The sequence below is a fragment of the Massilia sp. Root335 genome (genome assembly GCF_001425685.1).
Taxonomy (GTDB): Bacteria; Pseudomonadota; Gammaproteobacteria; order Burkholderiales; family Burkholderiaceae_D; genus Telluria; species Telluria luteola.
The window spans coordinates 143300-167007 of sequence record NZ_LMCY01000048.1; the positions used below are offsets into that span (position 1 = coordinate 143300).

At 66.2% G+C, this 23708-nt stretch carries 19 protein-coding genes; 1 reads left to right on the forward strand and 18 read right to left on the reverse strand.

Translation table 11 applies throughout. From position 1 onward, the window contains the following. Nucleotides 1-3 precede the first annotated feature (3 nt). The 4 genes from ASC93_RS24475 to ASC93_RS24490 all read right to left on the reverse strand — a co-directional run bounded on the left by ASC93_RS24475 (nucleotide 4) and on the right by ASC93_RS24490 (nucleotide 4548). On the reverse strand, nucleotides 4-954 hold the full coding sequence (locus ASC93_RS24475) for a hydroxymethylglutaryl-CoA lyase (RefSeq protein WP_056448819.1): 951 nt from the start codon (nucleotides 952-954) through the stop codon (nucleotides 4-6). Beyond that, nucleotides 951-2162: a CaiB/BaiF CoA-transferase family protein gene (locus ASC93_RS24480; protein WP_056449224.1), complete on the reverse strand. Its 1212-nt coding sequence runs from the start codon at nucleotides 2160-2162 to the stop codon at nucleotides 951-953. Before ASC93_RS24480 ends, ASC93_RS24475 begins: the two co-directional genes overlap by 4 nt. A 16-nt stretch (nucleotides 2163-2178) precedes the next feature. Beyond that, on the reverse strand, nucleotides 2179-3510 hold the full coding sequence (locus ASC93_RS24485) for an MFS transporter (protein WP_056448822.1): 1332 nt from the start codon (nucleotides 3508-3510) through the stop codon (nucleotides 2179-2181). A 135-nt stretch (nucleotides 3511-3645) separates the two neighbouring features. Continuing rightward, nucleotides 3646-4548: a LysR substrate-binding domain-containing protein gene (locus ASC93_RS24490; protein ID WP_056448826.1), complete on the reverse strand. Its 903-nt coding sequence runs from the start codon at nucleotides 4546-4548 to the stop codon at nucleotides 3646-3648. A gap of 157 nt (nucleotides 4549-4705) precedes the next feature. Here ASC93_RS24490 and cysS point away from each other — a divergent pair, with 157 nt between their 5' ends. Then, nucleotides 4706-6085: a cysteine--tRNA ligase gene (gene cysS, locus ASC93_RS24495; RefSeq protein WP_056448829.1), complete on the forward strand. Its 1380-nt coding sequence runs from the start codon at nucleotides 4706-4708 to the stop codon at nucleotides 6083-6085. A 6-nt stretch (nucleotides 6086-6091) separates the two neighbouring features. Here the strand turns inward: cysS and ASC93_RS24500 are convergent, their stop codons facing one another. The 14 genes from ASC93_RS24500 to aspS all read right to left on the reverse strand — a co-directional run bounded on the left by ASC93_RS24500 (nucleotide 6092) and on the right by aspS (nucleotide 23706). Then, nucleotides 6092-6865, reverse strand: a complete 774-nt coding sequence (locus tag ASC93_RS24500; RefSeq protein WP_056448832.1) for an enoyl-CoA hydratase — start codon at nucleotides 6863-6865, stop codon at nucleotides 6092-6094. Nucleotides 6866-6942: 77 nt separating this feature from the next. Next, nucleotides 6943-8139, reverse strand: a complete 1197-nt coding sequence (locus ASC93_RS24505) for an acetyl-CoA C-acyltransferase (RefSeq protein ID WP_056448836.1) — start codon at nucleotides 8137-8139, stop codon at nucleotides 6943-6945. 29 nt (nucleotides 8140-8168) lie between these two features. Beyond that, on the reverse strand, nucleotides 8169-10565 hold the full coding sequence (locus ASC93_RS24510) for a 3-hydroxyacyl-CoA dehydrogenase/enoyl-CoA hydratase family protein (protein ID WP_056448839.1): 2397 nt from the start codon (nucleotides 10563-10565) through the stop codon (nucleotides 8169-8171). Nucleotides 10566-10691: 126 nt separating this feature from the next. Continuing rightward, nucleotides 10692-12482 (reverse strand): acyl-CoA dehydrogenase C-terminal domain-containing protein, encoded by a 1791-nt coding sequence (locus tag ASC93_RS24515; RefSeq protein ID WP_056448842.1) that lies wholly within the window; start codon nucleotides 12480-12482, stop codon nucleotides 10692-10694. A gap of 36 nt (nucleotides 12483-12518) precedes the next feature. Then, the gene (locus ASC93_RS24520) at nucleotides 12519-13148 is read right to left on the reverse strand and encodes a TetR/AcrR family transcriptional regulator (protein ID WP_056448845.1); all 630 of its coding nucleotides are present in this window, start codon (nucleotides 13146-13148) and stop codon (nucleotides 12519-12521) included. A gap of 166 nt (nucleotides 13149-13314) precedes the next feature. Next, nucleotides 13315-13698, reverse strand: a complete 384-nt coding sequence (locus ASC93_RS24525; RefSeq protein WP_056448848.1) for an RNA-binding S4 domain-containing protein — start codon at nucleotides 13696-13698, stop codon at nucleotides 13315-13317. Nucleotides 13699-13708: 10 nt separating this feature from the next. Then, nucleotides 13709-14869, reverse strand: a complete 1161-nt coding sequence (gene clsB / locus ASC93_RS24530; protein ID WP_056448851.1) for a cardiolipin synthase ClsB — start codon at nucleotides 14867-14869, stop codon at nucleotides 13709-13711. A gap of 2 nt (nucleotides 14870-14871) precedes the next feature. Next, nucleotides 14872-15699 (reverse strand): endonuclease/exonuclease/phosphatase family protein, encoded by an 828-nt coding sequence (locus tag ASC93_RS24535; protein WP_056448856.1) that lies wholly within the window; start codon nucleotides 15697-15699, stop codon nucleotides 14872-14874. Nucleotides 15700-15805: 106 nt separating this feature from the next. Further along, the gene (locus ASC93_RS24540; RefSeq protein ID WP_056448860.1) at nucleotides 15806-16000 is read right to left on the reverse strand and encodes a hypothetical protein; all 195 of its coding nucleotides are present in this window, start codon (nucleotides 15998-16000) and stop codon (nucleotides 15806-15808) included. Between the two features lie 414 nt (nucleotides 16001-16414). Then, entirely contained in the window at nucleotides 16415-18091 is a 1677-nt protein-coding gene (locus ASC93_RS24545; RefSeq protein WP_056448863.1) for an ATP-binding protein, read from the reverse strand. Next, on the reverse strand, nucleotides 18088-19371 hold the full coding sequence (locus tag ASC93_RS24550) for an HD-GYP domain-containing protein (RefSeq protein ID WP_056448866.1): 1284 nt from the start codon (nucleotides 19369-19371) through the stop codon (nucleotides 18088-18090). The genes ASC93_RS24545 and ASC93_RS24550 overlap by 4 nt, the downstream gene beginning before the upstream one ends. Nucleotides 19372-19534: 163 nt before the next feature. Further along, nucleotides 19535-21211, reverse strand: a complete 1677-nt coding sequence (locus ASC93_RS24555; RefSeq protein WP_056448869.1) for a diguanylate cyclase — start codon at nucleotides 21209-21211, stop codon at nucleotides 19535-19537. A gap of 106 nt (nucleotides 21212-21317) precedes the next feature. Beyond that, complete coding sequence (gene nudB, locus ASC93_RS24560) at nucleotides 21318-21773, reverse strand: dihydroneopterin triphosphate diphosphatase (RefSeq protein WP_056449227.1); 456 nt, start codon at nucleotides 21771-21773, stop codon at nucleotides 21318-21320. Nucleotides 21774-21912: 139 nt separating this feature from the next. Continuing rightward, a complete protein-coding gene (aspS, locus tag ASC93_RS24565) occupies nucleotides 21913-23706 on the reverse strand; it encodes an aspartate--tRNA ligase (protein ID WP_200958399.1) in 1794 nt (597 codons plus the stop codon). Nucleotides 23707-23708 lie beyond the last annotated feature (2 nt).

Here is a 23708-nt window from a genome sequence, read left to right on the forward strand (position 1 = left end):
CGATCAGGCGACGGCTTGCGCGGACGGGCGCGGATGCAGGTCCAGGCGCCGCCCCGCCTTGACGATCTGGCTGGGCACGTCGTGGCCGACCAGTTCCTGCAGGCGCATCGCGGCGCGCAGCAGCAGGGCCAGGTCGACGCCGGTGTCGTAGCCCATCAGTTCGAGCGCATGCACGACTTCTTCCGTGCACACATTGCCGGTCGCGCCGGGCGCATAGGGGCAGCCGCCGATGCCGCCGAGGGATGCGTCGAAACGCTCGGCGCCGGCGTCGATCGCGGCCAGCACGTTGGCCAGGCCCATGCCGCGCGTGTTATGGAAGTGCAGCGTCAGTTCGATGCCGGGCCAGCGCGCGCGTACGGCCTCCGTGAGCGCGCGCACCTGCGTCGGATAGGCCATGCCGGTGGTGTCGCACAGCGTGATGCCCTGCACATTCACGTCGTCGACGAAGCGCGCGCACCAGTCCAGCACTTGCTGCTGCGCCACGTCGCCTTCCATCGGACAGCCGAAGCTGCACGACAGCGACACGTTGACGCGGATGCCGTGGCGCCGCGCCAGCGCGGCCACGTCGGCAAGACCGGCGAAGGAAGCCGCGCGCGTCATGCGCAGGTTGGACAGGTTATGGCTTTCGCTGGCCGACATGACGAGGTTCATCTCGTCGACACCGGCCGCGACGGCGCGCTCGGCCCCGCGCAGGTTCGGCACGAGGGCGCTGAGCACCACGCCGGGACGGCGCGCGATGCCCGCGAACACCTCGGCCGCGTCGGCCAGCACGGGCACGGCCTTCGGCGACACGAAGGAGCTGGCCTCGATCTTGGCGAGGCCCGCGTCCGCCAGCGTGTCGGCCAGCGCGATCTTGTCGGCCGTCGGCACGAAGCGGCATTCGGCCTGCAGGCCGTCGCGCAGGCCCACTTCCTGGATGTGGATGCGGCGGCCGCTGCCGATGAAAGCGCTCATGCGACCACCTTGCGCGCCCGCAGCGCTGCGATCTGGTCGTCGGTGAGGCCGATCTCGCGCAGCACGGCGTCCGTGTCCTCGCCCAGCCGCGGCGCGGCCGAGCGCACGCTGCCCGGGGTGCCCATCAGTTTCGGCACGATGCCCGGCACCTCGACCTCGTAGCCTTCGCGCGTCTGCTGGGTGAGGATCATGTCGCGCGCCCGGTAATGCGGGTCCTCGGCGATGTCCCTGGCCGTGTAGACCTTGCCGGCCGGGACCTTCGCCGCGCCGAGCAGGTCCATTACATCGGCCACGGTACGGTCCGAGGTCCAGGCGCCGATGGCGGCGTCGATCTCGTCCACGCGCGCGACGCGGCCGGCGTTGTTCGCCAGGTCGGGCGCGTCGCCCAGGTCGGGCCGGCCGATCGCCTGCATCAGGCGCTTGAAAATGCTGTCGCCGTTGCCGGCGACCAGCACATAGCCGTCGACACAGCGGTAGGCGTTCGACGGCGCGATGCCCGGCAGCGCGCTGCCGGCAGCCTCGCGCACGGCGCCGAACGCGCTGTATTCGGGGATCAGGCTTTCCATCACATTGAACACGGCTTCATGCAGCGCAACGTCGATCACCTGCCCTTTCCCGCCGTTGACCTTGCGGTGGTACAGCGCGCTCAAGACCCCGATGGTGCCGTGCAGCGCGGCCAGCGTGTCGCCGATCGAGATGCCGCAGCGCACCGGCACCCGTCCCGGCTCGCCGGTCAGGTGGCGCAGGCCGCCCATCGCTTCGCCGATCATGCCGAAGCCAGGCAGGTCGCGGTAGGGCCCCGTCTGGCCATAGCCCGAGATGCGCAGCATCACGAGGCCCGGGTTCAGTTCGGACAGCACGTCCCAGCCCATGCCCCAGCCTTCCAGGGTGCCGGGGCGGAAATTTTCGATCAGCACGTCGGCCTCGGCGATCAGCTTGCGCGCGATGTCCTGCCCCTCCTCGCTCCTCAGGTCGAGGGCGAGCGAGCGCTTGTTGCGCGACTGGACCTGCCACCACACGGACGTGCCGTCCTTCATCATGCGCCAGTTGCGCAGCGGATCGCCCGCGCCCGGCGCCTCGATCTTGATCACGTCGGCGCCGAATTCGCCCAGCGTCTTGCCGGCGAACGGGCCGGCGATCAATTGTCCCATCTCGATCACGCGCACGCCCTGCAGGGCCGTGGCGGACATCGTGCTTGCAGCCGTCATGCTCATATTGTCCTCGTCAGTTGTCGGAGTGTTCGCGCCGGCGCAGCCGTTCGGGCATGCCGAACGCCAGGATCGCTGCGCACGCCACGCTCAGGGCCGCGATCACGTACAGCGCCGGCGTCGTGCTGCCGGTGACGTCCTTGACGCGGCCGACCATCACCGGGCTGACGATGCCGCCCAGCTGTCCCAGCGTATTGATCAGCGCGATGCCGCCCGCCGCGCCCGCCCCCGTCACGAGCTTCGGCGGCAGCGCCCAGAACGCGGGGATCGACGCTACCACACCCGCGCCCATCACCGCCAGGGCCGCCACCAGCAGGCCCGGGCTGTGGTCGAACAGGCCGGCGCCGCAAAAGCCCGCCGCGCCCAGCAGCACGAGGCCGATCACGAATTTCCGGCGCTCGCCGCTGGCGTCCGACAGCCGGCCCACGAGCACCATCGCGATCGCGCCGCACAGGTAGGGCACGGCGGTGAGCAGGCCGATGGTGGTCGGGTTCGTCGTGCCGGCGCTGCGGATCATGTGCGGCGTCCAGAAGTTCAGGCCGTAGGAACTCACCTGGATCAGGAAGTAGACCAGGCCCAGCGTGAGGAAGCCCGGCGTCTTGAGGGCGCCCAGCAGCGAATGGCTGCCGATCTGCCGGCTCTGCTCGGCGATGCGCGCGGCCAGCAGCGACCGTTCCTGCGGCGCCAGCCAGGACGCGTCCTCGACGCGGTCCTTCAGCACCACGAACACGACGGCACCCAGCACGATGCACGGCAGGCCGCCCACGAGGAACAGCCAGTGCCAGCCGGACATGCCGAGCACGCCGTCCATGTGCCCCAGCACCAGGCCGGCGGCGGGCGCGCCGACGAGGCCGGAAAACGCGGAGGCGAGGAACAGCATCGACGTGATGCGGCCGCGGTAGGCGGTGGGGAACCACAAGGTCAGGAAGTACAGCACGCCGGGCGCGAAGCCGGCTTCCATGGCGCCGATCAGGAAGCGCAGCGCATAGAACTGCCATTCGGTCTGGACCAGCGCCATCAGCGCGGTGGCGATGCCCCACGACACCATGATGCGCGCGATCCAGCGCCGCGCGCCGACCTTGTACAGCATCATGTTGCTGGGGACTTCGAACAGGACGTAGCCGACCGAGAACAGGCCGGCACCCAGGCCGTACGCGGTGTCGGACAGCGACAGGCTGCTCTGCAAGGCGAACTTGGCGAAGCTGATGTTGATGCGGTCGAAAAAGGCGAACAGGTAGCAGATCATGATGAGGGGCATGATGCGCCATGCCACCTTCGCCACGATCCGCGCCATGTCGGGCACGGCCACGTCGGCCGCGCCGGACGCGGCGGAAAGAATCTTGCTCATGTGTTGTCTCCGGATAGGATTCGTCGAATGACCCGCACGCTCTTGCTGGCGTGATGGATGCGATTCTGGCAGCACCGTCCCGGGCGCGGAATGACCAAGGTGCGAACCCCGCTTTCGCGTTTCGCGAAAGCCCGCTCAGTGCGGCCTGCCCCCGGCGAGATGGTCGACCAGCTGGCGCGCGGCGCGCGGCAGGCTCTCGAGGTCGCGCACGCCGATCAGCAACTGGCGCCGCGCCCAGCCGTCCGTGAGCGGAATCTGGCGCAGGCTCAGCGAGCGCACCAGCGCGCGCACCGCATCGGCCGGCAGCACCGCCACCCCCAGCCCGGCCGCCACCATCTGGCACATCGCGTCGAAGCTGCGCACCTGGATGCGCACGCGCAGGCGCCGTCCCATCGCTTCGGTCTCGGCCTGCAGGCGCTGCGCCAGCGACGTGCCCTGCGACAGGCTGACGACGTCGAAATCGGTCGCTTCCTCGAAGCGCAGGCTGCGCCGCTTCGCGAGCGGATGGCCGGCCGGGACCACCAGCACGAGGCGGTCTTCGCGATACGGCATCAGGTGCAGGCCGAGGGCCGGCGTGCGGTCGGCGAAGATGCCGATGTCGGCGCGTCCTTCGAGCACGCCGAGCACGATCTCGCCGCTGTTGAGTTCAGCCAGTTCGATCCGGATCGCCGGCGTGGCCTTGGCGAAGGCGGCGATGTCGGCCGGCAGGAACTGGGTGATGGCCGACGTATTGGCCCACAGCCGCGCCACGCCGACGATGCCGCTGGCGTGGTCGTGGAGCTCGGCCGCGAGCAGGTTCACGTCGCCGAGGATGCGCTGCGCGTGCCGGGCCAGCGCCAGGCCGGCCGCGGTGGGCGTGATGCCGCGCGAATGGCGCTCGAACAGGGCGGCGCCGACCGCGGCCTCCAGATCGGAAATGCGTTTGCTCGCCGCGCCGACGGCGAGATTGGCCAGCAGCGCGCCCTTGCTGATGCTGCCGGAGCGTACCACCTGGCTGAACAGGGAAAGCGAGACGAGGTCGAGACGGTGCAGGTTCATGGCGACATGCTACACTTGCCGCATGCGTAAACACTCAATCCACTTTGGAGCATGTCGCCGGCGGCCCTAGAAGCCTGCCGATTGCGTTTTCACATCCACAGTTTCTATGGCCACAGCGAGAACCGTCTCCTGTGGCTTTTTTGTTTTTGGAGCCCCGATGGCGTTGATGCTGTATGACACCTACGAGCGGCGCGTGCGCCCTTTCACGAGCCTGGAACCCGGCCGCGCCGGCCTGTATGCGTGCGGTCCCACCGTGTACGACTACGCCCACATCGGCAACCTGCGCACCTACCTGTTCGGGGACACGCTCAGGCGCGTGCTCCGGCTGAACGGCTTCGAGGTCCGGCATGTCGTCAACATCACGGACGTCGGCCACCTGACCTCCGATGCCGACAGCGGCGAAGACAAGATGGAAAAGGGCAGCCGCCGCACCGGACGCACCGCATGGGACATCGCGGCCCACTTCACGCAGGCCTTCCAGCGCGACCTGGAGCGCCTGCGCATCCTCGCGCCGACCGTGTGGGCGCGCGCGACCGACCACATTCCCGAGCAGATCGACTTCATCGCCGCGATCGAGCGCGAGGGTTTTACGTACCGGACGTCGGACGGCATCTATTTCGACACGGCGCGCCTGGAACGCTACGGCCACCTGGCGCGGCTCGACATCGCCGGACTGCAGGCCGGGCACCGCGTGGACCTCGGCGAAAAACGCGCGCCGACCGACTTCGCGCTGTGGAAATTCAGCGGCGCCGAACGGCGCCAGATGGAATGGGACAGCCCGTGGGGCCGCGGCTTCCCCGGCTGGCACATCGAGTGCTCCGCCATGTCGACACGCTACCTGGGCGCGCTGTTCGACATCCACATCGGCGGCGAGGATCACGTGCCGGTCCATCACTCGAACGGGATCGCCCAGCACGAAGCCTGCCACGGCCATCCGCCGGCCCGCTACTGGCTGCATGGCGCATTCCTGCGGCTGCAGGACAGCGACAAGATGTCGAAGTCCGACGGCAGCTTCATCCGGCTCGACACGCTGCTGGAGCGCGGCGTCGATCCGCTGGCCTACCGCTACCTCGCGTTGACCGCCCACTACCGGTCGAAGCTGGTGTTTTCATGGGCGGCGCTCGACGCCGCGCAGACGGCGCTGGGGCGTTTGCGGCGCGCTTATCATCGGCTGCCTCCGGGCGGCACGGCTGACGCGGCGATGCGGGAACGGATGCTGGCGGTGCTGAACGACGACCTGAACACGCCCCGTGCGCTGGCGCTGGCGTGGGAAACGCTGAAATCCGTCCTGCCCGGCGACGTGCAGAAGGCAACGCTGCGCTGGCTGGACGAGGCGCTCGGTCTCGGGTTGGACGAGTGGCGTCCCGACACGCCTACCGTGCCGGATGCCGTGCTGGAACTGCTCGACGCACGCACTCGGGCGCGCGCGGAAAAACGCTGGACCGACGCGGACGCGTTGCGGGCGGCGATCGAAGCCGCGGGGTTCGTCATCCGCGACACGGCCGCGGGACCGGTCGCCGAACCGGTGTCCGCGTGAAGCGGCTCAGTCGAACTTGCTGAAATCCGGCTTGCGCTTCTGGAAGAACGCCGTAAAGGCTTCCTTCGCCTCGGCGCCGGTCAGCATCGCGCTGAAGCGCTCGTTCTCCGCCGCGATGGTGTCTTTCACCAGCGCCGCGCGCGAACGCTTCATGAGGGCCTTGGTGGCGCGGATCGACGCGGCCGGCAGCTTCACCAGCTTGGCGGCCTGGCCGTGCACGAACGACAGCAGCTCGGCCGCCGGCAGCACGCGGGCCACGATGCCCATCTCGAACGCTTCCTGGGCGCCGAACGCTTCGCCGAGCATCAGCTTTTCCGCCGCGCGCGTGTAGCCGGCGGACTGCGCGACGAGCAGCGACGACGCGAATTCCGGGCACAGGCCCAGCTGGCTGAACGGCATCGAGAATTTCGCGGTGTCGGCGCAGTAGACGAGGTCGCAGTGCATCAGCATGGTCGTGCCGATGCCGACGGCGGCGCCGGCGACGGCCGCGACCACCGGCTTGGTGCAGCCTTCCAGCGCCTGCATGAACTGGAACACGGGACGCGATGCCGTCATCGCGCCTTCGCCCACGTTGTGCAGGAAGTCTTCGAGGTCGTTACCGGCCGTGAAGATCTCGGGCTTGCCCGTGATGAGGATGGCGCGGACTTGCGGGTCGGCGTCGGCGGCGCGCAGCGCGTCCGCCAGCGTGGTGTACATGGCGCCCGTGATCGCGTTCTTGCGGTCCGGGCGGTTGAATTCGAGGGTGAGGATGCCGTCGGCGGTGGTGGTCAGGATGTCCATTCGGTGTCTCGCTTATTCATATAAAAAAGGGTGGGAACGGTTGTGCCGCACCCACCCTTCCGTTCACGCCGTGTGGATTACACGCGTTCGATGATGCCCGCCGCGCCCATGCCGGCGCCGACGCACATGGTGACCATGCCGTACTTCAGGTTGTTGCGGCGCAGGGCGTGGACGACGGTCGCGGCGCGGATCGCACCGGTCGCGCCCAGCGGGTGGCCCAGGGCGATCGCGCCGCCCATCGGGTTCACCTTGCTGGTGTCCAGGCCCAGGTCGCGGATCACGGCCAGTGCCTGTGCCGCGAAGGCTTCGTTCAGTTCGATCCAGTCCAGCTGGTCCTGCGTGAGGCCGGCGGCGGCCAGCGCCGCGGGAATCGCGACCTTCGGGCCGATGCCCATGATCTCCGGCGGCACGCCGCGCACGGCGAACGACGAGAACTTGGCCAGCGGGGTCAGGTTGTGTTCGCGCAGGATCTTCTCGCTGACGACGATCAGCGCACCCGCGCCGTCCGACATCTGCGACGACGTCGCGGCCGTCACGCTGCCCTTGGCGGCGAACACCGGCTTCAGCTTCGCCATGCCTTCCATGCTGGCGTCGGCGCGCGGGCCTTCGTCCAGGTCGACGGTGCGGCGCTTGACCTTGATCTCGCCGCTCGCCAGGTCCGGCGTGCGGGTGACGATTTCGACCGGGGTGATCTCGTCCTTGAACAGGCCGGCCTGCTGGGCGGCGATGGCGCGGCGGTGCGATTCCAGGCCGAACGCATCCTGGTCTTCGCGCGACACCTTCCACTGCTGGGCGACCTTCTCGGCCGTCAGGCCCATGCCGTAGGCCAGGCCCACGTTCTCGTCCTTGAAGGTCTCCATGTTGATCGACGGGTGGTGGCCCATCATCGGCACCATCGACATCGACTCGACGCCGCCGGCGATCATGACGTCGGCCTCGCCGACGCGGATGCGGTCCGCGGCCATGGCCAGGGCGGTGATGCCCGAGGCGCAGTAGCGGTTGACGGTCACGCCGCCGACGGTGTTCGGCAGGCCGGCCAGCACGACGGCGTTACGGGCCACGTTGAAGCCCTGCTCCGCTTCCGGGAACGAGCAGCCGACGATGGCGTCGACGATCAGCGCCGGGTCCAGGTTCGGCACGGCGGCCATCGCGCCGCGGATCGCGTGCACCAGCAGGTCGTCCGGACGGGTCTTGTTGAAGAAGCCGCGCGGCGCCTTGCCGATCGGGGTACGGGTCGCCGCGACGATGTATGCGTCTTGAAGTTGTTTGCTCATGTCAGTAGTCCTTGTTGTCCGCGCCGCGATCAGTTACGCACTGGTTTACCGGTCTGCATCATGCCCATGATGCGTTCCTGGGTCTTCGGATTGTTCAGCAGCGCGACGAATGCGCGGCGCTCCATGTCGAGCAGCCACTGCTCGGACACGACGCTGCCCTGGTCGACGTCGCCGCCGGAGACGATCTCCGCGATCGTGTCGCCCAGCTGGTAGTCATACGCCGAAATGAAACCGCCGTCGCGCATGTTGACCAGCTGGCCGCGGATCGTCGCCCAGCCGTAGCGGCCGGTCACGGTCACCGGACGGCGCAGCGGCGCGCGGTAGCCCGCATCGAACATCGAACGCGCGGTGACCTTCGCCACGTGCAGCAGCTCGTACGGGTTGAAGACGATGATGTCGTCGTCCTTCAGGTAACCCATCGCCTTCGCCTCCAGGGCCGATTTCGACACCTGCGCGGTGGCCGCGTTGGTGAAACCGGTCTTCAGGAATTGCAGGATGTCGTTGCCCTTCGATTCGTTGGCGGCGCGCACCGCGGCTTCCTTCAGGCCGCCGCCGGCCGGCACCAGGCCGACGCCCACTTCCACGAGGCCGATGTACGACTCGATGGCCGCCACGCGCTTCGACGCGTGCAGCGCCATTTCGCAGCCACCGCCCAGCGCCAGGCCGGCCACCGCGGCCACGACCGGGATGTTCGAGTATTTCATCGCCATGAACGTGTCCTGCAGTTCCTTGACGATCGGGTCCATCGCTTTCGCGCCGCCCGCCATGAAGGCCGGCAGGGCCGATTGCAGGTCGGCGCCGGCCGAGAACGCGCCGCCTTCGGCCGCATCGGCGCTCCAGATCACGATGCCCTTGTAGCCCTTCTCGGCTTCGTCCAGCGCGCGCCTGATGCCCTTGATGACGCCGTCGCCGATCACGTGCATCTTCGTCTTCAGCGAGATGACGAGCACTTCGTCGCCCGAGTGCCACAGGCGCACGGAGTCGTCTTCGAACACGGTGGTGCCGGCAGTCTTCGGATCGTCGCCGCCGCTACCCACGACCGGTGCGCGGAACTGCTGGCGTTGATACACCGGCAGGTCCGACCGTGCTACGAACGCGTTCTTGGTGACGGAGTAGGAACCTTCAGGCGTGTGCACGCCCTTCTCCGCGACCGGGGCGCTGAACACCCAGCCAGGGAGCGGCGCATCGGTCAGGGCCTTGCCGGCCTCGATGTCTTCCTTGACCCACTGGGCGATGGTGTTCCAGCCGGCGGCCTGCCACGTCTCGAACGGGCCGACGCTCCAGCCGAAGCCCCAGCGCATCGCGAAGTCGACGTCGCGCGCGTTGTCGGCGATCGAGTCGAGGTGGAACGCGATGTAGTGGAACGCGTCGCGGAAGATCGCCCACAGGAACTGCGCCTGCGGGTTGGTCGACTCGCGCATTGCCTTGAATTTCTTGACCGGGTCCTTTTCTTTCAGGATGCGCGCGACGATGTCGGCGGCCTTGGCGCCGCCCGGCACGTATTCGCCGCTCGCGAAGTCCAGGCGCATGATCTCCTTGCCGACCTTCTTGTAAAAGCCGCCGCCGGTCTTCTGGCCCAGCGCGCCCTTTTCGATCAGCTTGGCCAGCACGTCCGGGGTCTTGTAGACGCTGAAGAACGGGTCGTCCTTCAGGTTGTCCTGCATCGTCTTGATGACGTGGCCCATCGTGTCCAGGCCGACGACGTCCGCCGTGCGGAACGTGCCCGACTTGGCGCGGCCCAGCTTCGCGCCGGTGAGGTCGTCGACCACGTCGACGGAGAGGCCGAACTTCTCGGCTTCGTGGATCGTGGCCAGCATGCCGAAGATGCCGACGCGGTTGGCGATGAAGTTCGGCGTGTCTTTCGCACGCACGACGCCCTTGCCCAGGGTCGACGTCAGGAACGTCTCGAGCTGGTCGAGGATTTCCGGTTTCGTGGCCGCGGTCGGGATCAGTTCGACCAGGTGCATGTAGCGCGGCGGGTTGAAGAAGTGCACGCCGCAGAAGCGCGACTTCAGCTCGGCGTCGAAGCCTTCGGCCAGCTTCTCGATCGACAGGCCCGACGTGTTCGACGCGAAGATGGCGTTGGCGCCGATGTGCGGCGCGACCTTCTTGTACAGGTCGTGCTTCCAGTCCATGCGCTCGGCGATGGCTTCGATGATCAGGTCGCAGCCGGCCAGCACGTCGAGGTTGTCCTCGTAGTTGGCGACTTCGATCAGCGCGGCGTCGTCCTTGTTGCCCAGCGGGGCCGGCGACAGTTTTTTCAGGTTCTCGATGGCCTTCAAAACGATACCGTTTTTATTGCCCTCTTTGGCCGGCAGGTCGAACAGCACGACCGGGACCTTGGCGTTGACGCAGTGCGCAGCGATCTGCGCGCCCATCACGCCGGCGCCCAGGACGGCGACTTTCTTGACGATGAAGTTGGACATACTCGTTATCCTTTGATTAGTCGTCGTTCCCGCGGAGGCGGGAACCCAAGATTGCATACGCAGACACTGCGCGGAACTTGGATCCCCGCCTGCGCGGGGACGACGGGTAAGTGTGATGGTGCGTATTTAGAACAGGTCTGCGTCCAGCGCCAGCAGGTTCGAAGCGCCCGAACGTGCCTGGCGGATCAGCATCGCGGTTTCCGGGTACAGGCGGGCGAAGTAGAAGCGTGCGGTCGCCAGTTTCGATTCGTAGAACTTGTCGCCCGAATCCTTCTTGGCCAGCGCGATCTTCGCCATCTGCGCGAAGAAGTACGAGAACACCATGTGGCCCACGACGCGCAGGTAAGGCACGGCGGCGGCGCCCACTTCGTCCTGGTTCTGGAAGGCCTTCATGCCGATTTCCATCGTCAGCTTGCCGACCTTCTCGCCCAGTTCGCCCAGCGGGCTCACGAATTCGGCCATCTGCTCATCGAGGCCGTTCTCTTCGACGAACGCCTTGACCTTCTCGCCGAACGCGCGCAGCTTGGCGCCGTTGTCCATCAGGATCTTACGGCCCAGCAGGTCCAGCGATTGGATGGTGTTGGTGCCTTCGTAGATCATGTTGATGCGGGCGTCGCGCACGTACTGCTCCATGCCCCACTCGGCGATGTAGCCGTGGCCGCCGTACACCTGCATCGCTTCCGACGTGGCGATCCAGCCGTTGTCGGTGATGAAGGCCTTGACGATCGGGGTCAGCAGGGCGACTTCGTCCGCGGCTTCCTTGCGGACCGCTTCGTCCGGGTGGTTCAGTTCGCGGTCGATCTGCAGCGCGACGTACGACGTCAGGGCGCGCGCGCCTTCGGCATAGGCCTTGGCGGTCAGCAGCATGCGGCGCACGTCCGGATGGACGATGATCGGGTCGGCCGGCTTGTCGGGCGCCTTCGGGCCCGACAGGCTGCGCATCTGGATGCGGTCTTTCGCATACACCAGCGCGTTCTGGTACGCGACTTCGGTCAGGCCCAGCGACTGCATGCCGACGCCCAGGCGGGCCGCGTTCATGAACACGAACATCGCGTTCAGGCCCTTGTGCGGCTGGCCGATCAGGGTGCCGATGGCGCCGTCCAGGTTCATCTGGCAGGTCGAGTTGCCGTGGATGCCCATCTTTTCCTCGATGGCGCCGCACGTGATGCCGTTACGGGCACCGACCGAACCGTCGGCGTTCGGCAGGAACTTCGGCACGAGGAACAGCGAGATGCCTTTCGAGCCTTCCGGCGCGTCCGGCAGGCGGGCCAGCACCAGGTGGACGATGTTTTCCGACATGTCGTGCTCGCCGGCCGAGATGAAGATCTTCGAGCCGGTGATGCTGTAGGTGCCGTCGGCCTGCGGTTCGGCCTTGGTGCGCAGCAGGCCCAGGTCGGTGCCGCAATGGGCTTCGGTCAGGCACATCGTGCCGGTCCATTCGCCGGACACCAGTTTCGGCAGGTAGAACTTCTTCTGGTCGTCGGTGCCGTGTTCCTTCAGGCACTCGTACGCGCCGTGCGACAGGCCCGGGTACATGGTCCATGCCTGGTTCGAGGAGTTCAGCATCTCGTAGAACGAGTTGTTCAGCGAGACCGGCAGGCCCTGGCCGCCGTATTCCGGATCGCAGGCCAGCGCCGCCCAGCCGCCTTCCACGTACTGTTTATACGCTTCCCTGAAACCCTTGGGCGTGGTGACGGCCTTGGTGGCGGCGTCGTAGTGGCAGCCTTCGCGGTCGCCGCTGTGGTTCAGCGGGAACAGCACTTCCTGCGTGAATTTCGCGCCCTCTTCCAGCACCTGGTTGATGATGTCGGCGTCGATCTCCTGGTACGCCGGCAGGTTCTTGAATTCTTCGGTGACGTTGAGGAACTCGTGCAGAACGAACTGCATATCCCGAAGTGGCGCGACGTACTGACCCATGGTTGTTCTCCTGACAGGTGAATATTTTGTGTTGAATTACTGAGCGCGGACGGTATCCGCCTGGCTGCTTTGCTTGTTGGGGTTGCGGTAATCTTCGACCAGGCGCGCGAAGCCGCGGTGCGCGCGGTCGACGGCGCCCGGAATGCGCAGGAAGCGCGCATCGTGGTGCACCGCCAGCACGAGGCCGTACATCTCGTACACGAGTTGCTCGGGGTCCGTGCCCGTCTTCAGGTCGCCGATCTCGATCGCCTGTTGGGCGCAGCGCAGCAGGGCACCCTGCCACGTGCGGACCATGGCCACGAGTTCTTCGCGGATCGGGCCCGGACGGTCGTCGTACTCGACGGCGCCGCTGATATAGATGCAGCCGGACGCGATCTCGACCGACACGCGCTTGAGCCAGCGGTTGAACATCGCCTCCAGGCGCGGCAGGCCGCGCGCTTCCTTGAGGCTGGGGAAAAAGACTTCCTGCTCGAAGCGGCGGTGGTACAGCTTGAGCACGTCGATCTGCAGGTCTTCGCGCGAACCGAAGTGCGCGAACACGCCCGATTTGCTCATGTTCATGCGGTCGGCCAGCAGGCCGATCGTCAAGCCTTCGAGACCGTCGCGACTGGCGAGCTCGAGCGCAACGTCGAGGATGGCGGCCCGCGTCATCTCGCCTTTGCGCATGCTCATCGATTTTGCGGAAGTATTAATAATATGCCTCGCGTAAGAGAGGATTTCTTCTGGCCGAAAAAATCCGAACGCTCGTACTATTATCTACCGGCCGTGAAATGTCAAACGGGAACTTAGAGGCACCGTTCTAGTGCCCTGGTCGCAACGCGCGGCGGGCTGCTCAGCCCCCGGCGCGGGTGATGGCGCGGCGGTCGCGCTTGGTCGGGCGGCCCTTGATCGTGCTGCCCGGTTCGGGGAACAAACGGCGTGCTTCCTGATCATTTTCGCGGCGCACGATACTCTCTTCCGTCTCGCGGTACAGGGCCTGGGCGACGGGTGCCGGCCCGCGCTTGTCGGACAGGCCCAGCACGACCACTTCCCAGCGGTTCGAACCGTTGTCGATGAAAATCTTATCATCGACTCTCACGGAACGGGCGGGTTTGACGGGCTCGCCGCCGATCCGCACGCGTCCGCGGTCGACGGCATCCGCCGCCAGCGAGCGCGTCTTGAAGAAGCGCGCGGCCCACAGCCATTTGTCGATCCTTACGTTGTCATGTTCCGTCATATCACTCCACTCATGCATAGCCGATCGCAACGACGCGCATGGTCATTTTATAGAGAAAATAGGCCATTTCGTGGCCGCAGCGGCGCACCCAACCCAATTGTCTCAAATCATCCATGCAGACCTGCACGCCGTCGGCGATGCCGCGCTCGATCTGGCGGGCGAGGCTGGCGGCAAAATGCGCATCGCGCACGACGACGTTCGCCTCCTGGTTGACGAACAGCGACAGCCCGTCGCAATTGCTGGACCCGACCGTGGCCCAGTTGTCGTCCACGACCGCGACCTTGGCATGCAGCTGGGTCTTGCGGTACTCGACGATGCGCACGCCGGCCGCCAGCAGTTGCGAATAGAACGACGAGGCGACGGCATCCTGCATGCGGAATTCGCCCACGCCGATCATCAGGCAGACGTCGACGCCGCGGCGCGCGGCCTGGCACAGCGCCTCGCGGAATTTACGGCCCGGCGCGAAATACGGCGTGGCCATCAGCACGCGCTTGCGCGCGCGGCCGATCGCCTGCAGGTAGGCGCGCTGGATGGTGCGGCGGTTGCGCAGGTTGTCGCGCACGACGAAGGCGGCGCGCATCGGGTGATCGCCGAGCGCGGCCGGCTGCTTGCGCATTTCGCGGAACAAATTGATCCGTCGAACGAGCGGCAAGTGTCCGGCCCGCGTCCACTGCGCCTGGGCTTCGCGGTGGATTTCCGTCACGAGCGGGCCGCGCACGCACACGGCGAAATCCCAGCGCGGCGCGGGCAGCGGCGCGTGCGGTTCGTAGTCGTGCAGGTTGTCGTCGTTCGTGTTGATGCCGCCGACGAAGGCGACCTGGCGGTCCATCACGGCGATCTTGCGGTGGCTCCGTGCGGCGCCGCGCCTGAACCACGGATTGAACATGCGGTAATGCACGCAGACCGCGCAGAATTCCGCTTTCAGGCGGCAGGCGATGCGGTTGCCGGTGCCGAACCAGTCGGCCAGCACGCGCACCTTGACGCCGCGCCCGGCGGCGCGGATCAGCGCATCGGTGACGGCACGCGCCGTCGCGTCCTCGGCATAGATATAGGTTTCGTACAGGATCTCGTGCTGGGCCGCATCGATCGCGGCCAGCAGCGCCGGGAAATAAGTGCTGCCGCTTTCGAGGAGGGTAACGTCGTTGTTGGCTACATAGGTGACGGTGCGCATTGCTATGCCAGCTGCAGATTGGCCACGATCGGTGCGTGGTCGGACAGGCGCGCCCATTGCGGGCCGTGCAGCACTTCGGCATGCTCGACCTTGAAGCCGCGCACATAAATCCGGTCGAGCCGGAACCAGGGCAGCGCGGCGGGAAACGTCCGCGCCGGGACCAGGCGTTTTTCGCGTCCGGCCACATTCCGCACCATATCACCAATCTTGACGCCGAGCCGGGCCGGCCGCTCCAGTTCATCGAATACTTCAACGACGCCCAGCTTCATGCGCAGGCAATCGCTGAGGGTATTGCGCCAGTCGTTGAAGTCGCCCGCGATGATGACCGGTTCGCCGTTCGGCGCGGAATCCTGCACACATTGAATCAACAGGTCGGTCTGGCGCCGGCGGCTGCCTTCGAACAGGCCCAGGTGCACGACGTAGCAGTGCACATTGCCGGACGGCGTCTCCAGCACGCAGTGCAGGATGCCGCGCTGCTCGTAAGCATGGTCGGACACGTCGTGGTTGCGCGTATTCGAGATCTCGAAACCGGACAGCAGCGCGTTGCCATGGTGGCCATGGTCGTACACGGCGTTCATGCCATAGGCGGAATGCAGGTTTTCGCCGGCAAAGAATTCGTGCTGGGCCTTCTCCGGCCAGTGATGGTGGGGGCTGCGTACCTTTTCACCGTAGCGCACCTGGTAGCGGTCGTGCCGGCCCTGCACTTCCTGCAGGAACACGACGTCCGCACCGAACGCGCCGATGGCTTTTTTCAGCGCCAACACGCGCGGCGTACTACGAAAGGAAGAGACGCCCTTGTGGATGTTGTAGGTCGCAACACGGATTTTCATGGGAACATTGTAACCCCATCAGTCCGTGCCCTTCCCGGGCGGGGAGCGCAATCGTGCGCGGGGAGCCTCTCCCGGCTCGTGGCCGGGAAAGGCGTCGGGGGACTGCTCAGGGGGCAACGGCGGCGTGCCTGAAATCGCCGTTCGGCAGAGGACGCGCTTCGGGTGGGATGACGGGGTCGCGGTAGACCGGATTGGTGCGCAGCGGGCCCATCAGGCGGAGACCGCTCAATAGCTCGATGCACAGGTAATCGTTATCAACGCCAACGTCCTTGACCTTCTGCTCGTGTCTGCGTTCGCTCATGATTCCTCCCTTTGTTGGACATTGCTAAAATGAAAAGCCGTCAGAAACGACTTGTTGACCTTAATAAAATCATTTCTCACTGTCAAACGAACGATTGTATTGTGCGAATTTAAATTGTCTAAATTAAATTCTGTGCATACAGTGAAGCAGAACCGCTCGTGAAAGAATCGAGCAGGATCGATCAAAGTAAATCTCTCAAATTATCACGTCGATTAATGTGTTTACGACGCGATCCGGCCCTCGGCGTGCCGGGCGGGGAGCGTCATGGCGCGCTTCGGGCTTCAGTCCGCCAGCGCCAAATTTTGACCAGGGCGCCGTCCGGAAGTTCCGGGCCGGCGCGCAGCAGGGCGCGCGCACCGGTTGCTGCCGGCGCCAGGTCGTCGAGGGAGAAGATGGGCTTGCGCCCGGCAATCGTCAGTTGGCCGCGTCGGCGTCGGACGCCGGCCGGAAACGCGGCAAGACGACGCGGAACCGCGTGCCCTTGCCCACTTCGCTGTGCACGTCGAAGCGCCCGCCGTGCTTTTGCACGATGCCGTACGACAGCGACAGGCCGAGGCCGGTCCCCTTGCCCACCGGCTTGGTCGTGAAGAAGGGTTCGAAGATGCGCCCCAGCTTGTCCTCCGGGATGCCGGTGCCGGTGTCCTCGACTTCGATCCATACCTGCGTCGCGTCGTGGCCGGTGCGCAGGGTGATGCGTCCGTGCTTTTCGATCGCATGCGCGGCGTTGACCAGCAGGTTCATGAATACCTGGTTCAGCTGCGACGGATAGCACTCGATCTGCGGGATCTGCGCATACTCCTTGGTCACTTCGGCCTTGTACTTGATCTCGTTCCAGACGACGTTCAGCGTGCTGTTCAGGCCAGCTTCGAGGTCGGCGTACTGCAGGCCGCCGCCGTCGACGTGCGAGAAATCCTTCATGTCCTGCACGATGCGGCGCACGCGGTCGATGCCGTCGAGGGATTCGCGCAGCAGCGGCTCCAGGTCTTCGCGCAGGTAGTCGGCGTCGACTTCTTTCTTGATCCGCGCGATCGCCGCGCGGTCGTCCGGACTGAACGAGCCCTCCAGCGCCTCGTAGCTGTCGAGCAGCCGGAGCATGGACTGGGCATACCGCTGCAGGCTGCCCAGGTTCGAGTTGACGAAGCCGATCGGGTTGTTGATCTCGTGCGCGACGCCGGCCGCCAGCACGCCGATCGAGGCCATCTTCTCCGATTGCAGCAGCTGGCTCTGGGCCTCGCCCAGCTTCTTGATCAGCTCCGCCTGGCGCGCCTTTTCGTGCTCCAGGGTCGCATTCGCCTCGCGCAGGTCGCGCGTGCGTTCGCGCACTTTCGATTCGAGCTGGTCGCGCGACTCGCGCAGCGCTTCCTCGGCCCGGTGGCGCTCGGTGACGTCGGTGTAGCCGAACACCCGTCCGATCACCCGCTCGCCCAGGAACTGCGGCCGCGAGCGGCATTCGAAGAACCGGCCGTTACGGAGCCGGAACAGGTCCTGCGTCTCGGTCGTATCGGCCACCTGGCGCAGCTGGCTGCGGATCAACTCGCCCTGCTCGACCTGGCCCGCGATGTATTCGACGATGCCGTCGTCGTCGCCGGCCTCCAGCAGCGCGGCCGGGATCTCCCACATCGCCGACAACAAGCGGTTCATGCTCGTGATCTTGCCGTGCCAGTCGATCACCAGGATGCCGTCCGCGGTCGACTCCAGCGTCGTGCGCAGCTGGGCCAGGGTCTGCTCGAGCAGGTCCTCGACCTGGCGCTCGTGGCGGCAGTCGCGCGCCCGCACCAGCAGCAGCGGGCGGTCGCCGTCGCGGATCACGCGCATCGACTTCATCACCGTCAGCATCGCCGCGTCGGCGCACAGGTACTCGCCCTCCTGCGCCTCGACGTCGAGGTACTGGCCGGCGCGCACGTCCTCCCAGTAGAACACGTCCTGCAGCGAGCTTTCGATGTCGGTGATCAGCATCTCGCGCAACTGCGCGCCCGAGTAACCGAGCACCTGTTCGACCATGCGGTTGGCGACGAGGATGCGCAGGTCGGCCGGGTCGACCAGCATCACCATGTAGGGGCTGTGGTCGACCATCAGCTGGTGCAGGCTCATGGCTGGCTCCTCCGGCCCGGATCACCTGCATCGAAGTAGTAGCTGACGCGCTTGCGCGGGCTGAGGTAATTGTAGATGTCCTTCGGCACCTGGGACGGGCGGATCGACTTCACGATGTTCAGGTCCGGCTGCTGCTCGAGGTTGACCACGATCGCTTCCTCGCGCGGCACGCTGGCCTCGTAGATCATGACCTGCGGCCTGGTCGGCTTGGCGGTGTTGACGTTGACGACCATGCCGACGACACCGTTGCCCAGCTGGACGATCGTGCCCGGCGGGTACACGCCGAGGCAGCGGATGAACACCTGCAGCAGCTTGGGATCGAAGCGGCTGCGCATCTTGGCGAACATCAGCGACAGCGCCTCGTGCGGCGTGAGCGAATCGGCCAGATTGCGCGGGTTGCACAATTCGTCGTAATGGTTGGCGATCGACACGATCCGGGCGAGGATGCTGGTCGCCTCCCCTTGCAGGTGGCGCGGATAGCCGCTGCCGTCGAACATCTCGTGGTGGTCGCGGATGATGGCCAGCGCCGGTGCCGCCAGGCCCAGCTTCTGGCCGATCTCGAGACCGCCGTGGCAATGGGTTTCCATCAACGCCTGCTCGGCATGGTTGTAGGCATCGAGCTTGTTCATCACCTTGTCCGGGATATTCCGGGTGCCGACGTCATGGAACAGCGCGCCCATGCCGAGCAGGCTGGCCACCTCGTGCGGCAGCTTGATGTCACGGGCGATCATCATCGACAGCATCGTGACGTTGAGGGAATGCACATAGACTTCCTCGCCGCCCAGCTTGTCGCCCATCAGGTTGATCGCCAGTTCCGGCGCGGACAGGATCGAATCCGTGATCTGGCCGATCAGCTTGCCGGCCACGCGGACCGTCTCGGCCGGCTGGGAAAACAGGTTGCGGTCGATGTCGCGGATGGCGCGCGCGGTATTGACGAAGGCCTGCTCGATGCGCGCCGCGCTCTCGCGCTGCTCGCGGATGCGCTCCATCATTGCCCGTTTCGCCGCCATGACCGGCGAGTCGGCACGCGACTCCGGCGACACCGGGACCGGCGCCGCCGGTGCCGGCTGGGCCGGCGCCGCCGTGGGCACGGGGATGTCGCTGAGCGCGGGATCGACGCGGACCGTGGCCAGGCCGAGGCCGTGCAGGATGCGCAACTGGTCTTCGGTCTTGACCTTGAAATGGCTGAACGCGAAGGGGTGCTGGAACCACTTCAGGTCAAGGTAGATATACAGGCCGATCTGGACCTGGTCGATTGGAATGGTAAGCGTGTCGGCCATGATGCGCCTCGGTACGTGGGCACTTGTAGAGGGAAATCTTCAAGACCGAAAGTATCAAGTCCCACCATTTCGGTCAAGAAACATTTGTTTCCACGTAGAATTTGTGACGTCTTGTGGCGGCGGCGGCACGATTCGACGGTTGGGTGTTTGCAACAGTCCCGTCTCAGGGGCCGGTCGCCACGCGGTCGCGCCCCTGCTCCTTGGCGCGGTACAGCGCCTTGTCGGCCGCCCAGAACAGCGCCTCGGCATCCTCGGCGTGGACGGGATAGGCGGCGACGCCGAACGACGCCGTGATCCGCTCCGGCCCTTCGCCCTCGGCGTTCGGCTTGATGCTGCCCAGCGCGATGCGGATCGCCTCCGCGCGCGCGCCCGCATCGAACGCCGTGCATTCCGGGAGGAGCAGGACCATCTCCTCGCCGCCGTAGCGGCAGGCGATGTCTCCTTCGCGGATGCCGAGGCGCAGTTGCTGGGCGATGGTGCGCAGCACGGCGTCGCCGACGGCGTGGCCGTACTCGTCGTTGACGCGCTTGAAATGGTCGATGTCGACGAGTACGAGGCTCACGGGCACGTCCTTGCGCCGCGCCCGCGCCAGCTCGCGTTTCAGGGCGGCGTCGAAATGGCGCCGGTTGAACAGGCCGGTGAGCGGATCGAGCACCGATTGCCGGCGCAGCGTTTCGCGCAGGCGCACATTCCCCAGCGCCAGCGCGAGCTGCTCCGCGACCGTCACCGCCAGGCGCTCCTGCTCGTCCTCCCCCGGGCCGCGCGCCAGTCCTTCGACGTGCAGCATGCCGACCAGTTCATCGTGCGTGACGAGCGGGATGCACAGGCGCCCCGCCGTCTCGTCCGCCGGCGCGCGGTAGTGGGCGCACGCCGGGTCATCGTAGCCGGCGGTCCGGTAACGCGCCCCGTGGCGCAGCGCCCAGCACGACTCGATGTCGATGGCCGAAGGCTGGTCGGACGGCGTGCCCCACTGCGTGTGGCGGTCCAGCATGTTGGGGTCGTCGTCGCGCAGCAGGAACAGCGTGCCCGCCACGCCGGGCAGCAGTTTCGGCATGGTGCGCGCGATCACCGGGCCGGCGTCCGGGATCGACGGCACGGCTTCCACGGCACGCAGCAGTTCCGCGACCAGTTTCAGTTCGCGGTTGTGGCGCGTCGTCAGGGCGACCGCCTCGGTGAGCTGGCCGGCCTGCATCTCCAGCTGCGCGGCGGCGGCGCGGCGCGCGCGCAGCATGCGCATCACGATCAGCAGCAACGTGCCCAGCACGAGGATATTGCAGGCGGTCGCCGCGAGGCTCACGGTGAACGACCGCCCGGAGCGCGCCAGCAGGTCGACCCGCAGCGCGTCGCGCCTGGCCTTGCCGCGCGCATCTTCCGCGGCGACGAGCTGGCGCAGCTCGTCCATGTATTGCTTGCCGCGCAGCGAGCTGACCACACGCTCGGTCGCGTCGAAACCGGCGCGGCGGCGCAGCAGGATGGTCTCGTCGAGTTCGGCCATTTTGAGTTCCGCCACGCGCGCGATGCGCCACACGCTGGCCCGTTCGGCATCCGTGCGCGCCAGCTCCTTGGCGTCGTGCAGGGCCGAGGGCAGCGTGCGCCGGGCCCGCTCATACGGCTCGAGGAAGGCCTCGTTGCCGGTGATGACGAAGCCGCGCTGCGCCGTCTCGGCGTCGCGCAGGCTGGTCAGGACGTCGTCCAGGCGCTGCTGCGCGAGCAGGTCGGCGCGCGTCTGCGCCAGCAGGACGTTGACGGAGCGATTCAACCAGAACGGCACCGCCGCCACCAGCACCATGACGGTGAAGACGGCGAGGACGACGAATCTGAGATGTTTTGCGCTGCGCATGGGATGTCGATCGGAATGTCATTGCTACGAGGCAAGGCAAAATAGCACAGATTCCTTGGCGCACAGTTGAAATGGACGACGTCGGCCGCCTGGATCGTGTTTTTGTCTACGCCGCTTGGACGTGGCGCGGCAAATGCAGGATCGCTTCCGCGTTCGAGCTGGAAAAGCACCGGTCGGCCGCTTCCAGCAACGGCAGCCAGGCATATTGCAGGTGTTCGCGCGGCGCGAGGGTGATCGCGATGTCGCGGGGGACGCAGACGGAGAACACGTGCTCGGTGTTGTGGGTGACGCCGGGCGCGTAGCGGTGGCGCCAGGTCTGATAGATCTCGTAGACGTTGGACAGGTGCCAGTCCTTGAGGACGATGCGTGCGCCGTCGGCGACGATGCCCGTTTCCTCGAACAGTTCGCGCGCGGCCGTTTCCAGCAACGGTTCGCCGGGGTGGTCGAGGGAGCCGGTGACGGATTGCCAGAAGCCGGGGCGGTCGGCGCGTTCGATCAGCAGCACCTCCAGGTCGGCGGTGTGGATGACGACGAGGACGGATTCGGGGATTTTATGCGTCATGACGCCATTGTAGCGCCACATGAAAAGCGTCGTCCCCGCGGAGGCGGGGACCCAAGTTTCATGCGCAGTCGAGACGCAAGCAAAATTGGATCCCCGCCTGCGCGGGGACGACGATTCATCCGTCTACAATAACGAAGGCTTACGCGACCTTCGGCTCGTTGCGCAGACGGATATGCAGCTCTTTCAGCTGCTTCTCGTCGACTTCCGACGGTGCGTTGGTCAGGAGATCCTGCGCGCGCTGGGTCTTCGGGAACGCGATCACGTCGCGGATCGACTCGGAACCCGTCATCAGCGTGATCAGGCGATCCAGGCCGAACGCCAGGCCGCCGTGCGGCGGCGCGCCGTACTGCAGGGCGTCGAGCAGGAAGCCGAACTTCAGCTGCGCTTCTTCGGCGTCGATCTTCAGCGCGCGGAACACCTTGCTCTGGACTTCCTCGCGGTGGATACGGATCGAGCCGCCGCCCAGTTCCCAGCCGTTCAGCACCATGTCGTAGGCCTTGGCGATGCAGGCGCCCGGGTTCGTCTCGAGCATGTCCTCGTGGCCATCCTTCGGCGCCGTGAACGGGTGGTGCGTGGCGTTCCAGCGGTCGCCTTCCTCGTCGTACTCGAACATCGGGAAATCGATGACCCACAGCGGCGCCCACACTTCTTCGAACAGGCCGGCCTTCCTGGCGAATTCCGAGTGGCCGATCTTCACGCGCAGCGCGCCCATCGAGTCGTTCACGACCTTCGCCTTGTCGGCGCCGAAGAAGATCAGATCGCCGTCTTGTGCACCGGTCAGTTCCAGCACCTTGGCCAGCACGTCGTCGGAGAGGTTCTTGACGATCGGCGATTGCAGGCCGTCGCGGCCCTTGGCCTTCTCGTTGACCTTGATGTAGGCGAGGCCCTTGGCGCCGTAGATGCCGACGAATTGCGTGTACGCGTCGATTTCCGAACGCGGCATCGAACCGCCCTGCGGCACGCGCAGGCCGATGACACGGCCGCCGGCCATGTTGGCGGCGTTGTTGAAGACCTTGAATTCGACGGTCTTCATCAATTCGGTCAGTTCGGTGAACTGCAGCTTCACGCGCATGTCCGGCTTGTCCGAACCGTAGAGGCCCATGGCGGTGGCGAAGTCCATCACCGGGAACGGGTTCGGCAGGTCGATGCCGGCGGCGTTCTTGAAGACCACGCGCATCATGTCTTCGAACAGGTCACGGATTTCCTGCTCGGTCAGGAACGACGTCTCGCAGTCGATCTGGGTGAATTCCGGCTGGCGGTCGGCGCGCAGGTCTTCGTCGCGGAAGCACTTGGTGATCTGGTAGTAGCGGTCGAAGTTGGCGACCATCAGCAGCTGCTTGAACAGCTGCGGCGACTGCGGCAGCGCGAAGAAGTTGCCCGGGTTGACGCGCGACGGCACCAGGTAGTCGCGCGCGCCTTCCGGCGTGGACTTGGTCAGCATCGGGGTCTCGATGTCGATGAAGCCCAGGTTGTCCAGGTACTTGCGCACTTCCATCGACACCTTGTAACGCAGGCGCAGGTTGTGCTGCATCTGCTGGCGGCGCAGGTCGAGCACGCGGTGCGTCAGGCGCGTCGTTTCCGACAGGTTGTCGTCGTCCAGCTGGAACGGCACCGGCACGGACGCGTTCAGCACTTCGAGCTTGGTGGTGTTGATCTCGATCTTGCCCGACTTCAGGTTGGCGTTGGCGGTGCCCTCCAGGCGGTTCACGACGGTGCCCGTCACGCGCAGGCAGTACTCGTTGCGTACGTGCTCGGCGACCTTGAAGACGTCGGCATTGTCGGGGTGGCAGACGACCTGCACGAGGCCTTCGCGGTCGCGCAGGTCGATGAAGATCACCCCGCCGTGGTCGCGGCGGCGGTGCACCCAGCCGCACAGGCTGACGGTTTGGCCCAGCAGCTCTTCGGTCACGAGGCCGCAGTAGTGAGTACGCATGG

What these genes read in the sequence shown, in the direction of transcription:
- ASC93_RS24475 (WP_056448819.1), bottom strand. Translation starts at nt 954, where the DNA reads ATGAGCGCTTTCATCGGCAGCGGCCGCCGCATCCACATCCAGGAAGTG.
- ASC93_RS24480 (WP_056449224.1), bottom strand. Translation starts at nt 2,162, where the DNA reads ATGACGGCTGCAAGCACGATGTCCGCCACGGCCCTGCAGGGCGTGCGC.
- ASC93_RS24485 (WP_056448822.1), bottom strand. Translation starts at nt 3,510, where the DNA reads ATGAGCAAGATTCTTTCCGCCGCGTCCGGCGCGGCCGACGTGGCCGTG.
- ASC93_RS24490 (WP_056448826.1), bottom strand. Translation starts at nt 4,548, where the DNA reads ATGAACCTGCACCGTCTCGACCTCGTCTCGCTTTCCCTGTTCAGCCAG.
- cysS (WP_056448829.1), top strand. Translation starts at nt 4,706, where the DNA reads ATGGCGTTGATGCTGTATGACACCTACGAGCGGCGCGTGCGCCCTTTC.
- ASC93_RS24500 (WP_056448832.1), bottom strand. Translation starts at nt 6,865, where the DNA reads ATGGACATCCTGACCACCACCGCCGACGGCATCCTCACCCTCGAATTC.
- ASC93_RS24505 (WP_056448836.1), bottom strand. Translation starts at nt 8,139, where the DNA reads ATGAGCAAACAACTTCAAGACGCATACATCGTCGCGGCGACCCGTACC.
- ASC93_RS24510 (WP_056448839.1), bottom strand. Translation starts at nt 10,565, where the DNA reads ATGTCCAACTTCATCGTCAAGAAAGTCGCCGTCCTGGGCGCCGGCGTG.
- ASC93_RS24515 (WP_056448842.1), bottom strand. Translation starts at nt 12,482, where the DNA reads ATGGGTCAGTACGTCGCGCCACTTCGGGATATGCAGTTCGTTCTGCAC.
- ASC93_RS24520 (WP_056448845.1), bottom strand. Translation starts at nt 13,148, where the DNA reads ATGCGCAAAGGCGAGATGACGCGGGCCGCCATCCTCGACGTTGCGCTC.
- ASC93_RS24525 (WP_056448848.1), bottom strand. Translation starts at nt 13,698, where the DNA reads ATGACGGAACATGACAACGTAAGGATCGACAAATGGCTGTGGGCCGCG.
- clsB (WP_056448851.1), bottom strand. Translation starts at nt 14,869, where the DNA reads ATGCGCACCGTCACCTATGTAGCCAACAACGACGTTACCCTCCTCGAA.
- ASC93_RS24535 (WP_056448856.1), bottom strand. Translation starts at nt 15,699, where the DNA reads ATGAAAATCCGTGTTGCGACCTACAACATCCACAAGGGCGTCTCTTCC.
- ASC93_RS24540 (WP_056448860.1), bottom strand. Translation starts at nt 16,000, where the DNA reads ATGAGCGAACGCAGACACGAGCAGAAGGTCAAGGACGTTGGCGTTGAT.
- ASC93_RS24545 (WP_056448863.1), bottom strand. Translation starts at nt 18,091, where the DNA reads ATGAGCCTGCACCAGCTGATGGTCGACCACAGCCCCTACATGGTGATG.
- ASC93_RS24550 (WP_056448866.1), bottom strand. Translation starts at nt 19,371, where the DNA reads ATGGCCGACACGCTTACCATTCCAATCGACCAGGTCCAGATCGGCCTG.
- ASC93_RS24555 (WP_056448869.1), bottom strand. Translation starts at nt 21,211, where the DNA reads ATGCGCAGCGCAAAACATCTCAGATTCGTCGTCCTCGCCGTCTTCACC.
- nudB (WP_056449227.1), bottom strand. Translation starts at nt 21,773, where the DNA reads ATGACGCATAAAATCCCCGAATCCGTCCTCGTCGTCATCCACACCGCC.
- aspS (WP_200958399.1), bottom strand. Translation starts at nt 23,706, where the DNA reads ATGCGTACTCACTACTGCGGCCTCGTGACCGAAGAGCTGCTGGGCCAA.